Genomic DNA, 18,377 nt, shown 5'->3' on the forward strand with positions numbered 1-18,377 from the left:
CCGTTCGCGTTCGGGCTGTGGGGCGCGACCGCGGTGTTCGGGCTCCCCGGCAACCCGGCCAGCACGCTGGTGACCTTCGAGCTGTTCGTCCGCCCGGCGCTCCGCGCGCTGGCGGGGCTCCCCGGCAGCGGCCGCGTGGTGGCCACGGGCCGGCTCGCGGCCGCGCAGGAGAAGCCGGCCGAGCTCACCGTGTACCTGCGCTGCCGCGTGCGGCCTTCGGGGGACGAGCTCGTGCTCGAGCCGCTCCGGACCCAGGTCAGCGGCAACCTCTCGTCCACCACGGGTCACGCCGCGCTGGCCGTCCTCCCGCCCGGCCGCGCGCGGCTCGCGCGCGGCGCCCGGGTCCGGGCGATCCTGCTCGCCGCCGACGTGCGGCACGATGGGTGAAGCCCACCCCCCGTCCGTGGTATGAGGGGCGCGCAATGGCCCGCGCGCGATGGGAACGCCCGGAGGAGCACGACCACGTCCTCCTCCTCGCCGACGACGACGACCTCCACCTCGAGGTCGTGAAGCGGCACCTGGAGTCCGTTCCGGGGCGGCAGCGCGCCCAGGTGCTGGGGCGCTACCCGCTCTATCGCATCCTGGTGGCGCGCAACGGCGAGGAGGCCCTGCGGCGCGCCACGGCGCAGGTGACCGCCGTCGCGGTGGACCTCGTCATGCCCCGCCGCAACGGCCTCGAGGTCATCCAGGAGCTGCGCGCCCGCCGCCCGGACCTCGCCATCCTCGCGTTCACGGCCGGTGCCCCCGCCTCCGAGGCGGTGGCGGCGGTGATGGCCGGCGCGGACTTCTTCCACGAGTACCGGGACGAGCCGGAGCCGCTCGCGTTCGAGCGCGCCCTGGAGCTCGCGCTCGACCGGCGCCGGCTCACGCGGCTCATCGAGAAGGGCGAGGCCGAGGTGGACGAGGCCCGCGCGCGCCTGTCGCAGCTCTCCGGCGACCTCGCCCGCGCCATGCCCGGGTTCCGCCCGCCGCAGGCGCGCGAGGACGTGCTCCCGTTCAAGGAGGCTGCGCGGCGCTACCTCACCGCTTCGGCGCGCCTCTTCGAGGGGGACAGCCAGGGCCTGGCGCGCGCGCTGGGGATCTCGTACTTCGCGCTGAGGCGACTTCTCGCACGGTATCAGGTGCCCCTTCCGTCCAGGTCGAGGAGACACGGGACAACCTCGCGGTAGAAACGCCCCGCGAGAGGTGTTATTTCTCTCGGTGTGCGGAACCCGCAGTCCGGGTTGCGGATTCCGCAAATCACCCACCGTGACACCGCAGGGAGCCACCATGGCCGCACTCGCCGACAAGTTCGCCGTCAACCTCAAGAGCGAACGCCTCCGCCGCAAGCTCTCCCAGGAAGCCCTCGCCGCCAAGGCCGGGCTGTCCGTCTCGTACATCTCCATGCTCGAGCGCGGGCAGCGGACGCCGCCGCTCGACACGCTCGAGTCGCTGGCCAAGGCGCTGTCGGTCTCGCCGACGTCCCTGCTGTCCTGATCCACCGGCCCGCGCGCGCGGCGCGGCCCTCCGCGTCGCGCGCCCGCCGGGCCGCGCACCGCTCCCCCTCCACCCGCGCCCGTCCACGTGGCGTCCGCCGCGGAGATCGCTTATGTTCCCGCGGTCCGCCGGTCCCGCCCCCCGACCGGCCTCCACTTTCGAAAGGACGTCGGCGTGGCGCGAATGGTGATGTGCAAGAAGCTCGGCCGTGAGCTGCCGGGCCTCGCCTACAAGCCCTTCCCGAACGAGCTCGGCCAGCGGATCTACGACTCGATCTCGCAGGACGCCTGGAAGCTCTGGCTCGAGCACTTCAAGATGATCCTCAACGAGTACCGCCTCGCCCCGGCGGACCCGCGGACCACCGAGATCCTCTACCAGCAGGCCGAGCAGTTCTTCTTCGGCGAGAACGCGCAGCTCCCGCCCGACTACCGGCCGCCCCCGTCCAAGGGCTAGCCGTCCCGCCGGCGCGGCGGGCGAGGTGACGCGGGAGCGCACGGTGCGGCGTCCGGGCGAGATCCTCCTCGTCTCCACCTACGAGCTCGGCCACCAGCCGCACGGGCTGGCGCTGCCGCTCGCCTTCCTGGAGCGGGCCGGCTTCGCGCCCGCCTGCCTCGACCTCGCGGTCGAGGCGCTCGACCCGGCCCGCGTCGCCGCCGCGCGCCTCGTCGCGATCTCCGTCCCCATGCACACCGCGCTGCGCCTCGGGCTCGAGGCGGCCGCGCGCGTGCGGGCGCTCCACCCCGCGGCGGCGATCGCGTTCCACGGCCTGTACGCGCCGCTCCACGCCGATCTCCTGCTCGCGGCCGGCGCGAGCGCCGTGCTCGGCGGCGAGTGCGAGGACGACCTCGTCGCGCTGGCGGGCGCGCTCGAGCGCGGCGAGGACCTCGGCCGCTTCGTCCAGCGCGGCGGCGACGCCGCGCCGCGGGCCCGGCTGGACTACCCGGTCCCGAGCCGCGCCGCGCTCCCGGCCCTGTCGCGCTACGCGCGCCTCGCGGCGGCCGACGGGACGCTCCGGGTGGCCGGCTACGCCGAGGCGACCCGCGGGTGCAAGCACCTCTGCCGCCACTGCCCCATCCCGCCGGTCTACCGCGGCCGCTTCGTGGCGGTGCCGGCCGAGACGGTGGTCGAGGACGTGGCCCGGCAGGTGGCGCTCGGGGCCGCGCACGTCACCTTCGGCGACCCCGACTTCCTGAACGGCCCCACCCACGCGCTCCGCGTCGCGCGCGCCGTGCACGCGCGCTTCCCGGCGCTCACCTTCGACTTCACCGCCAAGGTCTCGCACCTGGTGGCGCACGCGGACGCGGTCGCCGAGCTGGCCCGGCTCGGCGCGGTGTTCGTCACCTCCGCGGTCGAGGCGCTCTCGGATCGCGTCCTGGCCGCGCTCGACAAGGGCCACGACCGCGCCGACGCCGTCGCCGCGTTCCGCGCCTGCGCCGCGGCCGGCGTGCCGCTCCGCCCCACGCTGATGCCGTTCACGCCCTGGGGGACGCTCGACGACCTGGTGGACCTGCTCGACGTGCTCGAGGCGGAGGGGATGCTCCCCAACCTCGATCCGGTGCAGCTCTCCATCCGGCTGCTCGTGCCGCCCGGCTCGCTGCTGGAGCGCGCGCCCGGGATCGCGTTCGAGGGGCTCGACGCGGCCGCGCTCACCTGGCGCTGGCGCCACCCGGATCCGCGCATGGACGCGCTCCAGCCGCGCATCGCCGCCGAGGTCGAGGCCGGCGCCGCGCGCGACGCGCCGCCGCTCGAGACCATCGCGCGCGTCCGCGCGCTGGTCCTCGCCGCGGCCGGGCTCCCGCACCGCCACGTCCGCGTGCTCGCGCCCGACCAGCGCCGCGTGCCGCGCCTCACCGAGAGCTGGTTCTGTTGAGCAGAGCCACAAGCGCGGCAGACCAGTTTGGTCCGCGGAGATGGCCGAGCAGACGAGCCGACCGGGGGTTGAAGGGAACCGCTCGGGGCCGGCCTCGCGTTGGATCCAGCATTCGACGGTGAGCGGCGCAGCGCATGTCGTACCGGACCCGCATACTGCGAGTATGGCCTGGGGATTGGTGCTGCTCGCGCGCGAACCTGAAGCCGCTTCGGAGAACTGCGCCGTCATCTATGCGCGGTTCTCCACCAAGCATCAGGACCCGCGCAGCATTGACGACCAGGTACGCAACTGCTCGCGCTACGCCCAGGACGAGGGGCTGACCGCCATCTTGGTGGTCAAGGACGAGGCCATCAGCGGCATCGCCGAGGACCGCCCCGGGCTCGACCAGCTTCGAGCGCTCGCCAAGAAGCAGCCTCCCCTCTTTCCTGGACGGAACCGGTAGCCACGGCATCGCTCAGGCGCTGAACCAGGAGCGCGTCCCCGGCCCGCGCCGGCCCGCCTGGCTCGCGAACACCATCGAGCACCTCCCCTGAATAGCGAGCGGTACATTGGGAGGGTGTTCTGGCGCACGGGCGAGTGGCGCAAGCACCCGATCACCAAGAAGTACACGTACACGCCCCGGCCGAAGGAGGAGTGGCTCGTCCGGGACGACCCCAGCCTCCGCATCATCGACCACGCAACGTGGGACGCGGTCCGTAAGCTTCGTGTCGCTCGAGGCAAGTTCCGCCCCGGACGGCCAATCGGGTCGAAGAACGCCGCGCGCACCATGTCCGGCCTGCTCTTCTGCGGCGTCTGCGGGAGCAAGCTCTTCATCCATACGAGCAAGAGAGCGAACGGCGGGCCTTGGATTGGCTACGCCTGCGGTGCCAACCGGCGCGGCGGCGAGGCGGTCTGCTCGAACGGTCGCATGATGTCCGAGGCAAAGATTCGGCACATCGTGGTCGACCATACGCTGAGATATCTCACGACCGAGAAATTCAGCGAGTGGGTCGAGGTCGGCCGGCGGCGCTGGGCTGTGGCGGTCCAGCGCGAGGAGCGGGAGGGCCGAGAAGCGATTGCACTCACGGAGTGCATTCGCAGACAGGAGGAGCGCGTCGAGCGGGTCCTGGAGATGGTGGCGTCGGGTGCCGGTTCGACGAACCTCCTCAAGCGCAAGCTCGCCGTCGAGGAGTCCCAGCTACTGGCGATGAAGGCGCGAATGGCGAAGCTCCTCGCGCCGCGTGCGCCGCGCGCCCCGGCCGTCGACGCCGACGCCCTCCGCGCGAAGCTCGCGAACCTCGGCGACCTCTTCTCGTCCAATGCCGACGAGGCCCGAACGGTGCTTCAAATGTTCATGCGCCGCGCGACGATGATCCCGACCGAGCACGGAGTGAAGTGGAAGATTTCTCTCCAGCATTCGCTCATCGTCCCGGCTGCCGCGAACGCACCCGTGGAGCCGGGATCGGACAGTCGCTGTGAGCCCGCTGGCCGTCAGGTCAAGGGACTCGCGACCGAGTCGCCGCGCTGACGCGCCCACGCGCTGCGCGCGCTCAGCGGCGGCCGCGCGCGGCCCAGGCGCGGGCGCGGAGCGGGATCGTACCGTCAGGCGCCACCGGGAGCGCCGCCCGGAACGCGTCCCGCAGCGCCGCGCGGCGATCCTCGGGGAGCGACATGGCGTAGGCGGGCGCCGGCCCCTGGCCGGCCAGGAACGGCGCCCAGCACTCGGCGAAGTCGCGGAAGCTCGTGGGCACCTCCACCGCGCGCACCTCGACGTCCGCGAGGCCCGCGCCCTCGAGCAGCGCCGACAGCGGCCCGGGCGCGCAGATCGGGAAGCGCACCGCCTCGTCGAGCGCCGCGGCCGCCGGGTCGAGCGCGCGGGCCGCGTCCCAGAAGCGCCGGATGTACTCCATGCCGTCGGCGTAGTCCCAGACGTACAGCGCCACCGGCGCGCCCGGCCGCGCCGCCCGGGCCAGCTCCGCCACCATGCGCGCCGGCTCGGCGACGAAGTTCAGCACCAGCGCGGAGACCACCGCGTCGAACGCGCCGTCGCGGACCGGCAGGACCTGCGCGTCCGCGGCGACGAACGCCCGGCCGGCGCCGCCGGTGCGGCCGCGCGCGTGCGCGACGAAGCCCAGCGACCGGTCGAGGCCCACGACCACCGCCGGCGCCGCCTGCGCCGCGATCGCGTCGCCGAGCGCGCCGGTGCCGCAGCCCGCGTCGAGCCAGCGGCCGTGCGGTCCCGCCCCCAGCCACGCGACCACCTCGCGCGCCACCAGCCGGCTCCACCGGCCGATGTACGCCTCGTAGCCGGCGCCGACGTCCCAGACGTCGTGCGCCGAGGGATCCGCGGACATGCCCTCCCCTTGCGCGGGAGGGGTCCGGCGCGCACGTCCCGGATCAGGCGACCGGCAGCGGGGCCCGGATGTCGAAGGAGAGCCGGCGGTGCGCCTCCCGGAGGGTGCGCTCCACCTCCTCCGGCGTCTCGCCCTTCGCGAACAGGAAGCCGAGGTAGCTGTCGCCCTCGGGGAGCGGCACCACCTCGCGCCCCTCGGGCACCGTGATCACCACGTCCTCGACGCCGGGCACCGCCCGCGCGCCGTCCACGCCCCGGACGCCGTGGAGGATCCCGCGCTGCGGGATGGGCAGCATCATCACGCCGGAGGCGCGCGCCTCGCGCCGGAGCTGCTCGAGCGGCAGGCCCATGGCGTGCGCCACCAGCACCTCCTCCAGCGAGAGGCCCGCGCCGAAGCGCAGCGTGCGCGAGCAGAGGCCGCCGATGGAGCGCGCCGCGATCTCCAGCACGACCGGGCCCCGCGGCGACAGGCGCAGCTCCGCGTGCACCGGCCCCTCGCGCAGGCCGAGCGCCGCGGCGCCGGCCGCGGTGATCCGCTCCACCTCGGCGCGGAGCGCGGCCGGGTGGCGCGAGGGCGTCACGTAGATCGTCTCCTCGAAGTAGGGGCCGTCGAGCGGGTCGGGCTTGTCGAACAGCGCCAGGACCTCGAGCCGGCCGCCGCGCAGCAGCCCCTCCAGCGCCACCTCGGCGCCGGGCACGAACGCCTCCACCAGCACGCTGCCCGCCGACTCGCGCTCGCGGGCGCGCCGCTCGACGCGGGTGTCGTGGAGGAGGCGCTGGATCCGGCGCCAGGCCGCCACGAAGCCGGCCGGATCGTCGGCGCGGATCACGCCGCGCGACGCCGAGAAGATGAGCGGCTTCAGCACGCACGGGTACGGGGCGGCGCGGGCGGCCGCCTCCGGGTCCTCGTCGAGCGCGTGGAGGTGGAACCCGGGCACCGGCACCCCCGCGTCGCGGAGCGTGACGCGCATGGCGTGCTTGTCCGCGGCCCGGCGCGCGGCGACCGGCGGGTTGTAGGGCAGCCCCAGCCGCTCGGCCGCGAGCGCGGCGATGACGGCGGTCGGGTCGCTCCCCGGCACGATCCCGGCGATGGGCCGCGTGCGGGCGGCCTCGGCGATCTGGTCGGCGGCGTGCTCGGGCTTGCGGTAGTCGAGGGAGAGGAGCCCCGCCTCCGGACCGAAGGTGTCCTCGATCTGGTGGCAGCGATCGCTCCCGACCAGCAGCGGGACCCCCAGGCGCCGGGCGGCGTCGCGAAAGTCGTCGAGGCGGTAGCTCGTGGTGGGGACGAGGAGGAGCAGCGCTCCGTTCGGCGTGGGCATGGCGCCGGAGTTTATGCGGCCGGACGGCCGCGCGGGCAACCGGCACGCCGTCGGGCCGGATCCAGGCCGCGGCCGGCGATGGCCGGGCGCCCGGGGTCAGCCGCGGCGGGACGGGTGCGCCGCGCCCGCGGGCGGGACGGCCAGGCACTCGTCGCACTGCTCGCGCTGCTGCCGGAGCGGCGCGGCGTACACGTCCTCGAACAGGCTCTCGCGCGCCGGCGGCGGCAACGCCTCGACGCGGGCCACCGCGGCGCGGATCTCGTCGTCGGCCTCGCGCAGCAGGGCCGCGTGCGCGCCCGGGGCGAGCGCGCCGGTCCGCTCCAGGTGCACGCGCAGCCGCTCGAGCGGGTCCCGTGCGCGCCAGGGCGCCACCTCGGCGTCGTCGCGGTAGCCGCGCGGATCGTCGGAGGTGGTGTGCGGGCCGACGCGGTAGGTGACGCACTCGAGGAGCGTGGGCCCCTCCCCGGCCGCCGCCTGCGCGCGGGCGCGGCGGGTCGCCGCGTGCACCGCCAGCAGGTCGTTGCCGTCCACCCGCTCGCCGCGCACGCCGTAGGCGATGCCCTTCTGCGCGATGGTCTCCGCGGCCGTCTGCTGCGCGGTGGGCGTGCTGATGGCCCAGCCGTTGGCGCGGCACAGGAACACCACCGGCACCTCGTGCACGCCGGCGAAGCCGAGCGCGGTGTGGAAGTCGTGCGTGCTGGTGGCGCCGTCGCCGAACCAGGTGAGCGACACCATGTCCTCGCCCTTCAGCCGGGCCGCCCAGGCGGCGCCGACCGCATGCGGCAGCTGGGTGCCGAGCGGCGCGCTCACCGACGTGTAGTGGCCCGGGCGCCAGGTCTCGTGGCACGGCATCTGCCGGCCGCGGGCGAGATCGCCCGCGTTGCCGAACAGGTTGCAGAGGAACGCGTCCAGCGGGAGCCCGCGCAGGAGCGCCGCGGCGTGCTCGCGGTAGCACGGGAAGAGCCAGTCCTGCGGCGCCATGGCGGCGGCCGCCCCCACCACGCACGCCTCCTCGCCCTCGGCGCCGACGTAGAAGCCGATGCGGCCCTGGCGCTGCAGCGCCGTCATGCGCGCGTCGAGCGCGCGGGCGCGCACGAGGTGCCGGTGCAGCTCGAGCGCCTCTTGCGGCCCGAGCGTCGCGTGGCGCGGGTCCGCGTCGCCGTGGTCGTCCAGCACCCGGAAGATCGGGAACGCCGCCTCCCATCCTCGCCCGGCGTCCGCAGCGACGCCTCCGACGGCCGGCGCGGTGGGGGCCGGGACGGGGACGGCGCGTACGCGCGGGACGCCCGGACGGCGGACGGGCTCTACCTTGTCGGGACGCAGGGTGGAACGCACGGTCCGACCCTAGCGGCGGGCAAGAGCATAAGTCCAAGTGATTGTGGTGATGTAAGCATCACATGCGTTGATATGATGGCGCGCCGCCCCGGAGGACGCCCGCATGGATCTCGCCCAGCTCGAGCTGCTCGCCGCCGTCGCGGAGGAGCGCAGCTTCACCCGCGCCGCGGAGCGCCTCCGGCGCACGCAGCCCGCCGTGAGCCAGGCGCTGCGGCGGCTCGAGGACGAGGTCGGGGCGACGCTGGTGGATCGCTCGTCGCGGGACGCCAGCCTCACCGCCGAGGGCAAGGTGCTGCACGACTACGCCCAGCGGATGCTGAAGCTGCGGCGCGACGCGGGCGAGGCGCTCGAGGCGCTGCGCGACCTCCAGCGCGGCACCGTGGCGGTGGCGGCGAACGAGCACACCGCCACGCACCTGCTCCCCGTCCTCGCCGAGTTCCGGCGGCGCCACCCGCGCCTGCGCGTCGAGGTGCACCGCGCCCTGGCGCGCGAGATCCCGACCGCCGTGCTCGGGCGCGACGTCGAGCTGGGCGTGCTCACCTACCGCCCCGCGCAGCCCGGGCTGGTGGCGCAGCAGATCGCCACCGACGACCTGGTGCTGCTCGTGCCGCCGGAGCACCCGCTCGCCCGGCGCGGCACGGTCTCGATCCGGCAGCTCGGCGGCGAGGCCTTCTTGGCGCACCACGTCCGCTCCCCCAACCGCGAGCGGGTGGTGAAGGCGTTCGCGCGGCACCGGACGCCGCTCGACATCGTGATGGAGCTGCCCACGCTGGACGCCGTGAAGCGGTTGGTGGTGGAGCGGGTCGGCATCGCGCTCATGCCCGCGCGCGTCGCCGACCCGGAGCTCGCGCGCGGGGAGCTGGTCGGCCTCACGGTGCACGAGATGCGCTTCCCGCGGCCGGTGCTGCTGGTGCACCGGCGCGACGCGCCGCTCTCGCGCGCGGCAGAGGCGCTGCTCGAGTGCGCGCGGGTGGCCGCGCCGCGCGCCGCCGCGCGCGCGGGGTGAGCGCCCGGGCGCCCCGCCGCGCCCATTCACGGTGCGTGATTCACCCGGGGTGACCCGGACGACGGGTGCGGTGCGCCGCACCCAAGCGACGCTTTGCGCTCCGCCGCCGGCGGGTGCGGGATCGCGATCGGCCCCGGCGCGTGCCGGGGTCCGAGAGAAAGGGGGATCCATGTTCACGCGACACACGGGGATCGGCTCCGGCGCGCTCGTGGTCGCCCTCTCGTCCGCCCTCGCCCTGCTGGCCCCGGCCGTCGGCCGGGCCCAGCCGCCCGAGAAGCGGGCGTGCGGCGACCTCGACCCGTACGCGCGCCTCACCTGCCGTCAGGCGGCGCTCGCGGCGCAGCTCGGCTACACCGCGGACGTCGCGTTCGCCGACGGGACCAAGCTGCAGCGGAGCACGCCGCGCGACCGCGTCACGCACATCCGGAACGCGAAGGCGAACGCGGCGCGGGCCGTGAAGAACCACGATCGCGAGGCGTTCCGCCGCCACGCGCGGAACGAGGCGCTCGGCGTGAAGGGCGGGGGGCACCTCATGCCGCTCTCCGCCGGCGACGACGGCAACGGCGACGGCATCTGCGACTACGAGCAGGGCAACCTCCACGCGCGGTGCGCCGCCGTCGAGCCCGACGCGTCCGGCAACCCGCAGGCGTGCAACCCGGAGACGAAGAACCGGGGCAAGGCGCGGCGCGGCCTGGAGTGCGACACGTTCCTCGACGTCGCCGAGGCGTCGGGCGACGCGGCGGACATGCGCGAGTCGGCGGAGGAGCTCGACGCGACCTACGGCTCCACCGAGGACGCGCTCATCGAGATGAACCTGCGCCTGGACGACGTCAACGCCAGCACCACCGCCGGCGGGCCGACCGCCGCGGCCGGCGGCTGCATCGTGCCGACGGTGGACCCGCGGCTCGCCGACGCCGTGCCCGCGCTGCGGCTCGTGGCGGCGACGCTGGCCGGGATCGCGCGCCAGGTCGCCGACGTGGGCGGCCAGGACGCGCTCGGCTTCAACGCGCTCGGCATCACGCTCATCCCCGAGACCGCCGCCGCGATCGCGAACGTCGTCTACATCGGCGTGGACGAGATCCACAAGCAGGAGAGCGGCGCGGTCCAGGGCGCGATCATGGCGTGCGTCAACCAGACCGCCGGCGACCTCGCCGAGCTGCGCAGCCTCGTCGAGCAGCTCGTGACGCTGGTGCAGCAGGAGCACACGCGGACCCGCGGCCGCGACGACGACAACACGGCCGCGCTGTCGACGCAGGTGGAGGAGGTGCGGCGCGAGGTGGTGGACCTGCTCAACACGCCGCTCGGCCAGCGGCCGGTGTTCCCGGGGAAGTAGGCGCGGGGCGCGGCACAGCCCGCGCACGCCAAAAGAAAACGGGCGGTCAGGATCTCTCCTAACCGCCCGCTCTTACTGTGGATCCGACCGGGATCGAACCGGTGACCTTCTGAATGCCATTCAGCCCGGCAGCGCGCGCAAGTATCGGGCCGCAACGATTTCCGTGATCCCGGGGGTTCGGCCCGACACCGCGATTTTCGCGGGTTTCCTGACAGGTCGGGAGGAACTCGGAGGGGAGCAACGTTTGCGTCCGGGTCGCGCCTCCGCCGGGCGCCAGACCACTCGCGCTGGGCTGGAGATGCGGACAGCCTGATTGCCGTCACCGCGAGCCGACGAGCCCCAGCGCGTGGCGTCGGGGTGAGCGCAGCGCGGACGGCGGGCGCGTCCCTCGCGTCTGACGCGATCTTTCACCCAGCGCACGGGTTCACCTTGAGCCAGCATCAACCGTGAGTACAGTCCCAGCCATGGGCGACGCGCGCAGTCCCCTCGAATGGGAGATCTTCGCGGAGCAGGCGCATGCGCTCTCGCGCACGACCGAGAGGCTGGAGGAGTCACTCTCGAGGCTCAGGCAGACCGACCAGTCGACTGCAGGCGTCGTCGATGAGGCCGCACGCGAAACCATCCTCGACGAGGCGGGAACACGCCTGTGGCAACTCATCGTCCAGCGGGAAGCGATGGGGATCACGCACCACGACATCCTCTACGAAGTGCTGAGGGTGCCGCCCGAGGTCCGGAGGCGCGCCAGCTATCGGACCGCTGCACGGCTGCGACCGTAGCTGCGGACTGTAGTTTGCGGCGTCGCTCACGGACGGGAAACGACCATCGTCGCGCGTCTCGCCGGCCCACCATGCCCGGAACTCCTCGCGCATGGTGGACCGCTACTCGCAGGCGCTTGGACTACGGTGTTCCCCTCGCCGAGATTGACACTCCTCGGGTCGATAGACCGGGTGCGGTTCGGGTAGAAGACCGCTCGTGAAGAAGGACACCGAGGTTACTGCGAGTGTCCCAGCGAAGTCCTAAAGTCATTTCCCGTGCAGTTTTCCGGGGGGACGTCAAAGGTCACCACCGGGGAGGCGTAGTCCGCGGGATCGCGCGCTACACGGCTCGGAGGTGGAGCAAGCACCGCTAGAAGTCCTGGTCATGCCGTACGGTGCCCACGCATACTGTGCGGCATGGCCCAACTCTTTGGTTCGGTACGTCTCCGGCCAACTCGAATCGGCCTCCTTGTTCGGCCGACAGACAGGTGCAGGCCTGCGATCCTTCGGTTCTTGCGCCTTTGCACTTGCCTGTGGGGCGGGAGGCACAACCCGATCATCCCGGTGGGGGTCCCGTCTGCTTGGCGCAAGCAACTGCCATCCTCAGTCAAGGGACGAGACCTTGCTCTCGCCCTAGTCAGATTCTTCGAGCCGGACGTCTTTGTTGAGGCCGAGAATGGGCTTGCTGACAAACTGGGGATTAGGGGCGACGCGCATTCATTTCGTCGGCGCGTCATACCGCTGGCCGAGTTCCACAGCGACACCGAAGGCACAGGAGCCGACTTCCTGCTTGGTCAGGACGTATTCGAACTCTACCAATACCGCTACAAGCGGGAACTTCGGTTTGTGCCCAAGCATAACGACCGAAAGTTCGCCTACGTCGAGAAGGGAGATCCGCGGCGGGCGATATTCGAAGCCTCGGTAGGTGTGTTTCCAAACGAGAAGGCGGTCGAATATTTTCGACGTGGCTACGGAGAGGCCTTCGAACCTGAAACACTCGAGGCTACCGCGGCTTCGTATCTTAAGATTCTTGAGGGGAAGTATGCGACGCCCTTCCATGTCGGGTCACACGGAATCGAAACGAACTACCGCGACGGATGGGATCCGACGGTGTTCGTCTTCGACTCCTCGAGCGTTCCGGATCTGATCGACTACTGGAACGTAGCGCTATTCAAGCGAGTAGTGCCGCTCGACATCGCGTGGTTCGGGACTGCCATCGAGTTTCTTCGCGCCTTCATCGAGCGTACGCACAGGCCTCTGCCGGGGAACCCGCACGGCGTAATGATTCACACGACGCTCGAGTTCGGACGATCGATCAGCGAGAAGACGGCGCGCGACGCCATCGATCTCTTGACCGACTCGGGTCAGCGACCGCTCCCTCAACATTCATTTTCAATAAAGCTCTGGTACGACCAGATTTGGCACACGGACTGGCGGCACGGAGGAGTGCAGCCGCGACTCGCCCGACTCGAAGCAGCAGAGGATGATATCGAGCCAACCGTTTCGATCGACAACCCCAACTTCCAATTCAAGCCGCTAGCTCCGAAGTTCGCGAGGCGCTTTGGTCGTGGGACGAACCACGCGCGCTGGGCGAACGTACTTACGCTTAACGACTACTCGGGCGAAAGCGGGCTCGCAATTACGTATCCACCCAATGTAGTCGCGACCGACGTCCCTAGACTTACAATCAGTGAGCCAACGATCGTTTCTCGCGAAGGTTTTGTTCTGCTTCAGCAAATGCGACACGGGCGGGAGTTCATATCTCTGCAGCCCCAGAAGACTGCGTTCATCACGTGGTTCGAGTCACGCGGGCTCAAGGCGAAGCCTTCGGATCCCGGGCGAAACGCTGACGAAGTGATTCGTGCCGTAGGTGGACTGCGCGCGTGCTCGATCTTTGCGGACGCTCCGACGCTTGAGCTGATGGAGCGGATGGCAAAGTCGGTGCACGAGAGGAAGTCCGGGACCGTTGAGGAATTTCCGGATCGAACCGCCGGGGTCGCTCAGTGGAAACAGATCCTTGACCGCAGGAAGTCCGGAGGAAAGGCTTGGTCGGCCCCCGGACTGAGCGCCTTCACTGACCGCAACGTCATTCGCCTTGGTTTGTCAGTACGATGTCCGAAGTGCGGCCAGAACAATTGGTATGACTTGAGCACTGTCGATTACGAGGTGGCTTGCCAGCGGTGCCTGCGGTCGTTTCCATTTCCGCAGGGGAACCTTTCATTCAAAGAGAAGGACTGGCGCTACCGGCTCGTCGGGCCATTCAGCCACGCGAACCATGCGATGGGTGCTTACTCGACCGTGCTAAGTCTCAGGGCTCTTGGAGCGACGCTTCATGTGGGGCACGAGGTGCTTACATACTCGACTGGTCTTCTGTTGGAATCCGACACCCTGGGACCCAACCCCCTAGAGGTCGACTTCGTCGCATGGTATCGGGCGGGCGAAAAATTCTGGATAAATCCCGCACCGTCGTTGGTGTTCGGGGAATCCAAGAGCTTCGGCTCAAAGGCATTCGATCGACGGTCCATCCAGCGGCTGAAGCGGCTCGCAGAACTGTTTCCGGGCTGTTTCCTCGTCTTTTCAACGCTCAAAGAGTCGCTGGCTCCTGAAGAGACGAAGTTGATCAGGAGCCTGGCCCAGTGGGGACGCGGGCTGCGAAACGGGGAGCATCGCGCGCTGGTAATCGTGCTTACAGCCACCGAACTATTCAGCGAGTGGCACGTTCCGCAGACTTGGAAGGCGAAGGGCGGCAAGCACGCAGCGCTCACCGCACATCCCAGCACGCACATGGACGACTTATGGGAACTCGCGAGCCTGACGCAGCAGGTCTACTTGGACATGGGGAGCTATGACTCAGAACTGATCGATCGGTTTAAGCGAAAGCAGCGCAGGCACTAGTTTGCCACGCCCCGTCATGTCCTCAGTGGATCGGGTCACTTCCGCCGCTCTTGTTCTCCGCCGACCTTGTCCCCTTCCTTTTTCGTCTCGACAACGGCGGGGAGATTAGGGGTGTCCAGATCCTCGCGCTTGACGATTATGTTCAACTCACCTTCATCCATACGTGGCAGGTTATCCGCGTAGAACGAATAGGAGATCTGGAACGGCCTGATATCGGTAAGACTATTGAACGCAACGAGTACCGGCTTGCAGTCAAGACCGTGGCTGTGTTCAAGGCGTCTCTCTCTGAAGCTGACCGTATTCCCCCTAATGTCCGGGCGGTTAAAGGACGGAAGGGGATCGACCAGTGGCAAATTCCACGACGGGTTAAACGCGGTACCGCCGGGAGCCCAGTGTTGTTGAAAGGCATCGAGAGCCAACAGCATGCGCAAGCGCGGCGCTGTTGGGGCCTGCGGAATGGGCGGAGCCTTCGGCGCCTTCAGATGAACCGACACGGTGTCAGGGAAGCGGACCGTGAGACGAATGTTCTCGGCGGGTCTTTGACCCGCGTTGAACACACGCAGGCGGATAAGGAAGCATCGGAGTCGGTCATTCTTCTCTCGGTAGTTCTGAAGAAACGAGCGCAGCTCCTCGAAATACGCGGCAAGCGACGCGTTATACGCATCGACTCTTGCGTCGTAGTTCGGGTCGGCACGGAACATCATCGCGGAAAGGTCGTGGACTTCGACCTTCTCCATCGGATGGTGGACCTTGCGCGCAGCAGCAATAATCGCCTGAATCTCGTCCGTCGTCGGTCGCCTCGGGATACGAAGCGTCGCTTCCCCCTGGCGTACGAGCGTCCCCCCTTCACCCCTAAATGCGAGCACGAGCTTCGGGGCCGCTGCACGGAGTTCAGCTAACTCCTTTTCGAGGACTCGGATCCGCTGTTGATCGGGATCCGGTTCGTCCGGCAGAAGCGCGGCTTCTGGAGGTTCGGTCGCAGGGATGCGGAGGCGCTTGAACTTCATCTCCACGGTGATGTCTCTGGCTCTGACCTCGACACAAACGCCTTCGTTAGCTCGTGCGAGCCTGTAGACGCTCGCGACCAGCCGGTCATCCTTCCAGCCGGGGTCTAACCCCAGGTCTGCGGGCATGGCCGGTTCGACCGGGTCGAAGAAGACATCGACGCCAGGCCGGAGGGGGAAGGCCATCGCCGGGTCGACACCGACGATGTCTCCCCACTTCTCAGGCGCACAGGGAGGCTGCCGCATCGCCTCGCGGAGGCGTTTTAGGGCTGCTGCAGCCCGCGACTTTTGTTGCTTTGTGCCGGTGTTCTTCTTGACGTCTAGCTCGGAAGTAACGACTGAAGGAACCACGAGCAGTACCCGCTCGACGGCAAGTTCAGAGCACCAGTCGACCTCTGCAGGAAACCGGTAGTGCAGGAAGACGTTCGTGTCTAGGAAGAGGACCGCCCGGGTCGGCACCGGGTACGCTTAGCACACACGCCCGTCAGCGACCTCCCGCTGCGGCGATATCGGGGGCCGCGTTACCCACTGCGTTACCCACGACAATAAGAAGGGGGCTACCGTCACCGGTAACCCCCTTCGTCTACTGTGGACCCGACCGGGATCGAACCGGTGACCTTCTGAATGCCATTCAGACGCGCTCCCAGCTGCGCCACGGGCCCGAAGATCTTCTATGTCGTGCTGCCTGCGGGGCTCTCGCGCTCCAGCTCCGCGAGGTCCCGCTCCTGCTGCTCGAGCCGGAGCTCGAGGTCCTGCACCTGCTTCACCACCGCCGCGAGGTCGGCCGGCACCGTCACCCGCCCGGCCCTGGCCAGCGCGCCGAAGCGCTCGCCGAGGTCGCGCAGGGCCCTGTCCAGCGCTCGCCGGGTCGCGGTCCGGTCCAGCTTCCGCTTCCCGATCTGCGATCGGAGCACCAGCCGATCCCGCAGCGCTTCGAAGAGCTTCCCTGCCACTCGCGTTCCCGCCCGGCCATCGAGGACCGCTCGGGAGGGGCAGTGATTAACGCGAGGGCGGCGCGGCAGTCAAGGCCGTTGTCGCCTGCCGCGGCCGGGCTCCGCGCGGATGGGCGGCGCCGTCACACCGCTGTCCTCGCGCAGCGTCACCCGGCCGCTCGGGCCCGGCCCGCGGCCGCGCCGCGCGCGCGGAAAGCGCCCGCGATCCCGCGGCCTCCGCGCCGGGCGCTCCCTCCGCGGGAGGAGGTGGCACCGCCGTTGCTACCCCGGTCCTTCCGGAGGTGTCCCATGCGGCTCACCGCTTCCCTGCTCGCCCTCTCGCTCGCGCTTCCGCCCGCCCTCGCGGCGGCGCGGGACGATCGGTCCACCGTCCGCGGCAGCGCCCGCGCGCCGGCACGCGGCGGCCCACCGCGCGGCGGCGCGGCCGGTCCACGCGGCGGCTTCCGCGGCGGCGGTCCGGTGGCGGCGCCGGTGCCCGGCGCCATGCCTGCGCCGTACGCCCGCGGCGCGCCGGCGGCCCCGCGCGCCTACGCGCCCGGCGGCTACGCCTACGCGCCCCGCGGAGCCGCCCCGTACGCCACGCGCGGCGCGCCCGCGCCCTACCGCGCCGCCCCCGCGCCCTATTACCGCGGCGCGCCGGCGCCCTACCCGTCGGCCCCGGCGCCGGGCCGCGGCGGCTATCGCGGCGGCTACGCCGTCGCGCCGGGCGTGGCCGTCGTCGCGGCCGCGCCGTTCTGGTGGGGCTGGGGCTGGGGCTACGGCTACTACCCGCTCTACCCGAGCCCGTACGGCGGCCCTCCGGGCACCGTCGCCGGCGACGGCAGCGGCGCGTACTACCCGCCGCCCGCGCCCGACCCGGTGACGCTGCGCCTCGACGCGCGGGTGGCCGCCGTGCCGGACGGCTACACCGGCGGCGTGGCCATCGCGATCGAGACGCCGACGCTCGGCTTCAACGCCAGCGTGGACGGCCTGGAGCGCGACGGGCTCACCCGGCTGCCGGGCGCGAGCGGCGACGCGCTGGGCTGGGGCACCGCCCACGTCACCTGGGCGTTCCTCTCCGAGCCCTCCGTCCAGCTCCGGCTGGAGGCGGGCGGCTCGATGCTCTCGATGCCGCGCACCGGCGCGTTCGCGGACAAGACGCACGCGGGCGACGTGTCGTTCGGGCCCGACGTCGGCGTCTCGGGGCAGCTCGGGCTCATCGGGCCCATCGGCCTCGAGGGGCACGCGCGGGTCACGCCGCTGCCCATCGCGGTGACCGACTCGCGCGCCGCCGTGGCGTTCCGCGGCGGCCCGCTGGCCGTCACCATGGGCTGGCGCGCCATCCACGTGTTCGGCGACGGCACCGAGGCGCCCTCGGCCGACTTCACCGGGCCGGAGCTCGGGTTGTCCTTCCGGTTCTGAGGCCCGGCTCACGTCGACGGGATCACCCTTCGACTCCGGCCGCGCCTGCCGGCGCGGCCTACGCTCAGGGTGAGCGGATCGAAGGGCGCGGCGGAGACGAAAACGAAACGGCGGGCCCGGCGCGATGCCGGCCCGCCGTTCGCGTCCGGACGGGACGCGGGGCTACTTCTTCGAGGACTTCGTGGCCGCCTTCTGGCGCTTCTTGCGCGCCTTCCACTGCTGGCGGCGGCGGGACTTCATGCGGTTGTGCTTGCTCTTCGAGTTCGCCATGCGTCCTCCTGGAAAAGGGACCGCGAAACGCGGGGCGCCCTGTATACCACGGTCGCCGGCCGCGGGCCGCGCCTACCCCTCGCCGGACCCCCCGCCGTCGGGGCGCGGTCCCGCCCCGTCCTTCCCCCGCGCGCCCGCGCCCCGAGGCTCCTCCCGGCGCGGCTCCGCCGCCTCGCGCTTCGCCTCCTGCGAGTCGCTGCGCGCGTCCTGGCGCTCGATGCGCGTGGGGCTCCCCTGGCCCGCGCCCGGCCCCGCGGCGCCGGGCGGGCGGGCGGGCCGCGCCATGCCCTCGGCGCCGCGGACCGCGGTCGGCTTCGCGGCCGAGGCGGGCGGCGCGGTGCGGGACCGCGCGGCGGCGTCGGGCCCCGGCGGCCGCCGGCCGCGCATCGGGGGAGCGGCCGCCTGGCGCGCGGCGTCCGCCTGCCAGG

The 18,377-nt window shown here is 71.4% G+C and carries 17 protein-coding genes, 1 tRNA gene and 2 pseudogenes; 12 read left to right on the forward strand and 8 right to left on the reverse strand.

The features are described 5' to 3' along the window. The 7 genes and pseudogenes from PSR1_RS13100 to PSR1_RS13130 form a co-directional block, all read left to right on the forward strand. Positions 1–387 (forward strand): annotated as a pseudogene (locus PSR1_RS13100) (molybdopterin molybdenumtransferase MoeA); the annotation flags it as partial. Positions 388–422: 35 nt separating this feature from the next. Further along, on the forward strand, positions 423–1,169 hold the full coding sequence (locus tag PSR1_RS13105) for a response regulator (protein ID WP_059437986.1): 747 nt from the start codon (positions 423–425) through the stop codon (positions 1,167–1,169). 100 nt (positions 1,170–1,269) lie between these two features. After that, entirely contained in the window at positions 1,270–1,476 is a 207-nt protein-coding gene (locus PSR1_RS13110) for a helix-turn-helix domain-containing protein (protein ID WP_011421488.1), read from the forward strand. 174 nt (positions 1,477–1,650) lie between these two features. Further along, positions 1,651–1,929, forward strand: a complete 279-nt coding sequence (locus PSR1_RS13115) for an oxidative damage protection protein (protein WP_012525478.1) — start codon at positions 1,651–1,653, stop codon at positions 1,927–1,929. A gap of 43 nt (positions 1,930–1,972) precedes the next feature. Next, entirely contained in the window at positions 1,973–3,418 is a 1,446-nt protein-coding gene (locus tag PSR1_RS13120; protein ID WP_370539099.1) for a CUAEP/CCAEP-tail radical SAM (seleno)protein, read from the forward strand. Continuing rightward, positions 3,387–3,788 carry a recombinase family protein gene (locus PSR1_RS13125; RefSeq protein WP_082100246.1) on the forward strand — a complete coding sequence of 134 codons (402 nt, stop codon included), beginning with the start codon at positions 3,387–3,389 and terminating at the stop codon, positions 3,786–3,788. The genes PSR1_RS13120 and PSR1_RS13125 overlap by 32 nt, the downstream gene beginning before the upstream one ends. An 87-nt stretch (positions 3,789–3,875) precedes the next feature. Beyond that, a complete protein-coding gene (locus tag PSR1_RS13130; protein ID WP_272946361.1) occupies positions 3,876–4,853 on the forward strand; it encodes a recombinase zinc beta ribbon domain-containing protein in 978 nt (325 codons plus the stop codon). 22 nt (positions 4,854–4,875) lie between these two features. Here the strand turns inward: PSR1_RS13130 and PSR1_RS13135 are convergent, their stop codons facing one another. The 3 genes from PSR1_RS13135 to PSR1_RS13145 all read right to left on the reverse strand — a co-directional run bounded on the left by PSR1_RS13135 (position 4,876) and on the right by PSR1_RS13145 (position 8,173). Next, complete coding sequence (locus PSR1_RS13135) at positions 4,876–5,679, reverse strand: class I SAM-dependent methyltransferase (protein WP_059437989.1); 804 nt, start codon at positions 5,677–5,679, stop codon at positions 4,876–4,878. A 43-nt stretch (positions 5,680–5,722) separates the two neighbouring features. After that, a complete protein-coding gene (locus PSR1_RS13140; RefSeq protein WP_059437990.1) occupies positions 5,723–6,997 on the reverse strand; it encodes an ATP-grasp domain-containing protein in 1,275 nt (424 codons plus the stop codon). 96 nt (positions 6,998–7,093) lie between these two features. Then, entirely contained in the window at positions 7,094–8,173 is a 1,080-nt protein-coding gene (locus tag PSR1_RS13145; RefSeq protein ID WP_237757944.1) for a thiamine pyrophosphate-dependent dehydrogenase E1 component subunit alpha, read from the reverse strand. Between the two features lie 262 nt (positions 8,174–8,435). On the opposite strand from PSR1_RS13145, the gene PSR1_RS13150 reads away from it, so the two are divergent. From PSR1_RS13150 to PSR1_RS23810, 4 genes are all read left to right on the forward strand, one after another. Next, entirely contained in the window at positions 8,436–9,338 is a 903-nt protein-coding gene (locus PSR1_RS13150) for a LysR family transcriptional regulator (RefSeq protein WP_059437992.1), read from the forward strand. A gap of 169 nt (positions 9,339–9,507) precedes the next feature. Then, complete coding sequence (locus tag PSR1_RS13155) at positions 9,508–10,671, forward strand: hypothetical protein (RefSeq protein ID WP_059437993.1); 1,164 nt, start codon at positions 9,508–9,510, stop codon at positions 10,669–10,671. A gap of 464 nt (positions 10,672–11,135) precedes the next feature. Next, positions 11,136–11,447: a DUF6665 family protein gene (locus PSR1_RS13160; protein ID WP_059437994.1), complete on the forward strand. Its 312-nt coding sequence runs from the start codon at positions 11,136–11,138 to the stop codon at positions 11,445–11,447. A gap of 543 nt (positions 11,448–11,990) precedes the next feature. Continuing rightward, positions 11,991–14,321 (forward strand): hypothetical protein, encoded by a 2,331-nt coding sequence (locus tag PSR1_RS23810; RefSeq protein WP_152643348.1) that lies wholly within the window; start codon positions 11,991–11,993, stop codon positions 14,319–14,321. A gap of 35 nt (positions 14,322–14,356) precedes the next feature. On the opposite strand, the gene PSR1_RS13170 is transcribed toward PSR1_RS23810, so the two are convergent. The 3 genes from PSR1_RS13170 to PSR1_RS13180 form a co-directional block, all read right to left on the reverse strand. After that, entirely contained in the window at positions 14,357–15,784 is a 1,428-nt protein-coding gene (locus PSR1_RS13170) for a PIN domain-containing protein (RefSeq protein ID WP_152643349.1), read from the reverse strand. A gap of 130 nt (positions 15,785–15,914) precedes the next feature. Further along, positions 15,915–15,987: transfer RNA gene (locus tag PSR1_RS13175), tRNA-Ala, on the reverse strand. A gap of 9 nt (positions 15,988–15,996) precedes the next feature. Then, positions 15,997–16,278 (reverse strand): hypothetical protein, encoded by a 282-nt coding sequence (locus tag PSR1_RS13180; protein WP_059437997.1) that lies wholly within the window; start codon positions 16,276–16,278, stop codon positions 15,997–15,999. 288 nt (positions 16,279–16,566) lie between these two features. On the opposite strand from PSR1_RS13180, the gene PSR1_RS13185 reads away from it, so the two are divergent. After that, positions 16,567–17,679 carry a hypothetical protein gene (locus PSR1_RS13185; protein WP_059437998.1) on the forward strand — a complete coding sequence of 371 codons (1,113 nt, stop codon included), beginning with the start codon at positions 16,567–16,569 and terminating at the stop codon, positions 17,677–17,679. A 162-nt stretch (positions 17,680–17,841) separates the two neighbouring features. Here PSR1_RS13185 and PSR1_RS24200 read toward each other — a convergent pair whose 3' ends face one another. Continuing rightward, the gene (locus tag PSR1_RS24200) at positions 17,842–17,949 is read right to left on the reverse strand and encodes an aminopeptidase (protein ID WP_193388360.1); all 108 of its coding nucleotides are present in this window, start codon (positions 17,947–17,949) and stop codon (positions 17,842–17,844) included. Positions 17,950–18,021: 72 nt separating this feature from the next. Then, a pseudogene (locus tag PSR1_RS24560) lies at positions 18,022–18,377 on the reverse strand (S58 family peptidase); the annotation flags it as partial.

The sequence above is a fragment of the Anaeromyxobacter sp. PSR-1 genome, from assembly GCF_000964525.1.
GTDB lineage: Bacteria > Myxococcota > Myxococcia > Myxococcales > Anaeromyxobacteraceae > Anaeromyxobacter.

Coding starts and splice junctions, on each gene's coding strand:
- PSR1_RS13155 (WP_059437993.1), top strand. CDS start 9,508: ATGTTCACGCGACACACGGGGATCGGCTCCGGCGCGCTCGTGGTCGCC.
- PSR1_RS13160 (WP_059437994.1), top strand. CDS start 11,136: ATGGGCGACGCGCGCAGTCCCCTCGAATGGGAGATCTTCGCGGAGCAG.
- PSR1_RS13185 (WP_059437998.1), top strand. CDS start 16,567: ATGCGGCTCACCGCTTCCCTGCTCGCCCTCTCGCTCGCGCTTCCGCCC.
- PSR1_RS13150 (WP_059437992.1), top strand. CDS start 8,436: ATGGATCTCGCCCAGCTCGAGCTGCTCGCCGCCGTCGCGGAGGAGCGC.
- PSR1_RS13105 (WP_059437986.1), top strand. CDS start 423: ATGGCCCGCGCGCGATGGGAACGCCCGGAGGAGCACGACCACGTCCTC.
- PSR1_RS13110 (WP_011421488.1), top strand. CDS start 1,270: ATGGCCGCACTCGCCGACAAGTTCGCCGTCAACCTCAAGAGCGAACGC.
- PSR1_RS24200 (WP_193388360.1), bottom strand. CDS start 17,949: ATGGCGAACTCGAAGAGCAAGCACAACCGCATGAAGTCCCGCCGCCGC.
- PSR1_RS13135 (WP_059437989.1), bottom strand. CDS start 5,679: ATGTCCGCGGATCCCTCGGCGCACGACGTCTGGGACGTCGGCGCCGGC.
- PSR1_RS13125 (WP_082100246.1), top strand. CDS start 3,387: ATGGCCGAGCAGACGAGCCGACCGGGGGTTGAAGGGAACCGCTCGGGG.
- PSR1_RS13140 (WP_059437990.1), bottom strand. CDS start 6,997: ATGCCCACGCCGAACGGAGCGCTGCTCCTCCTCGTCCCCACCACGAGC.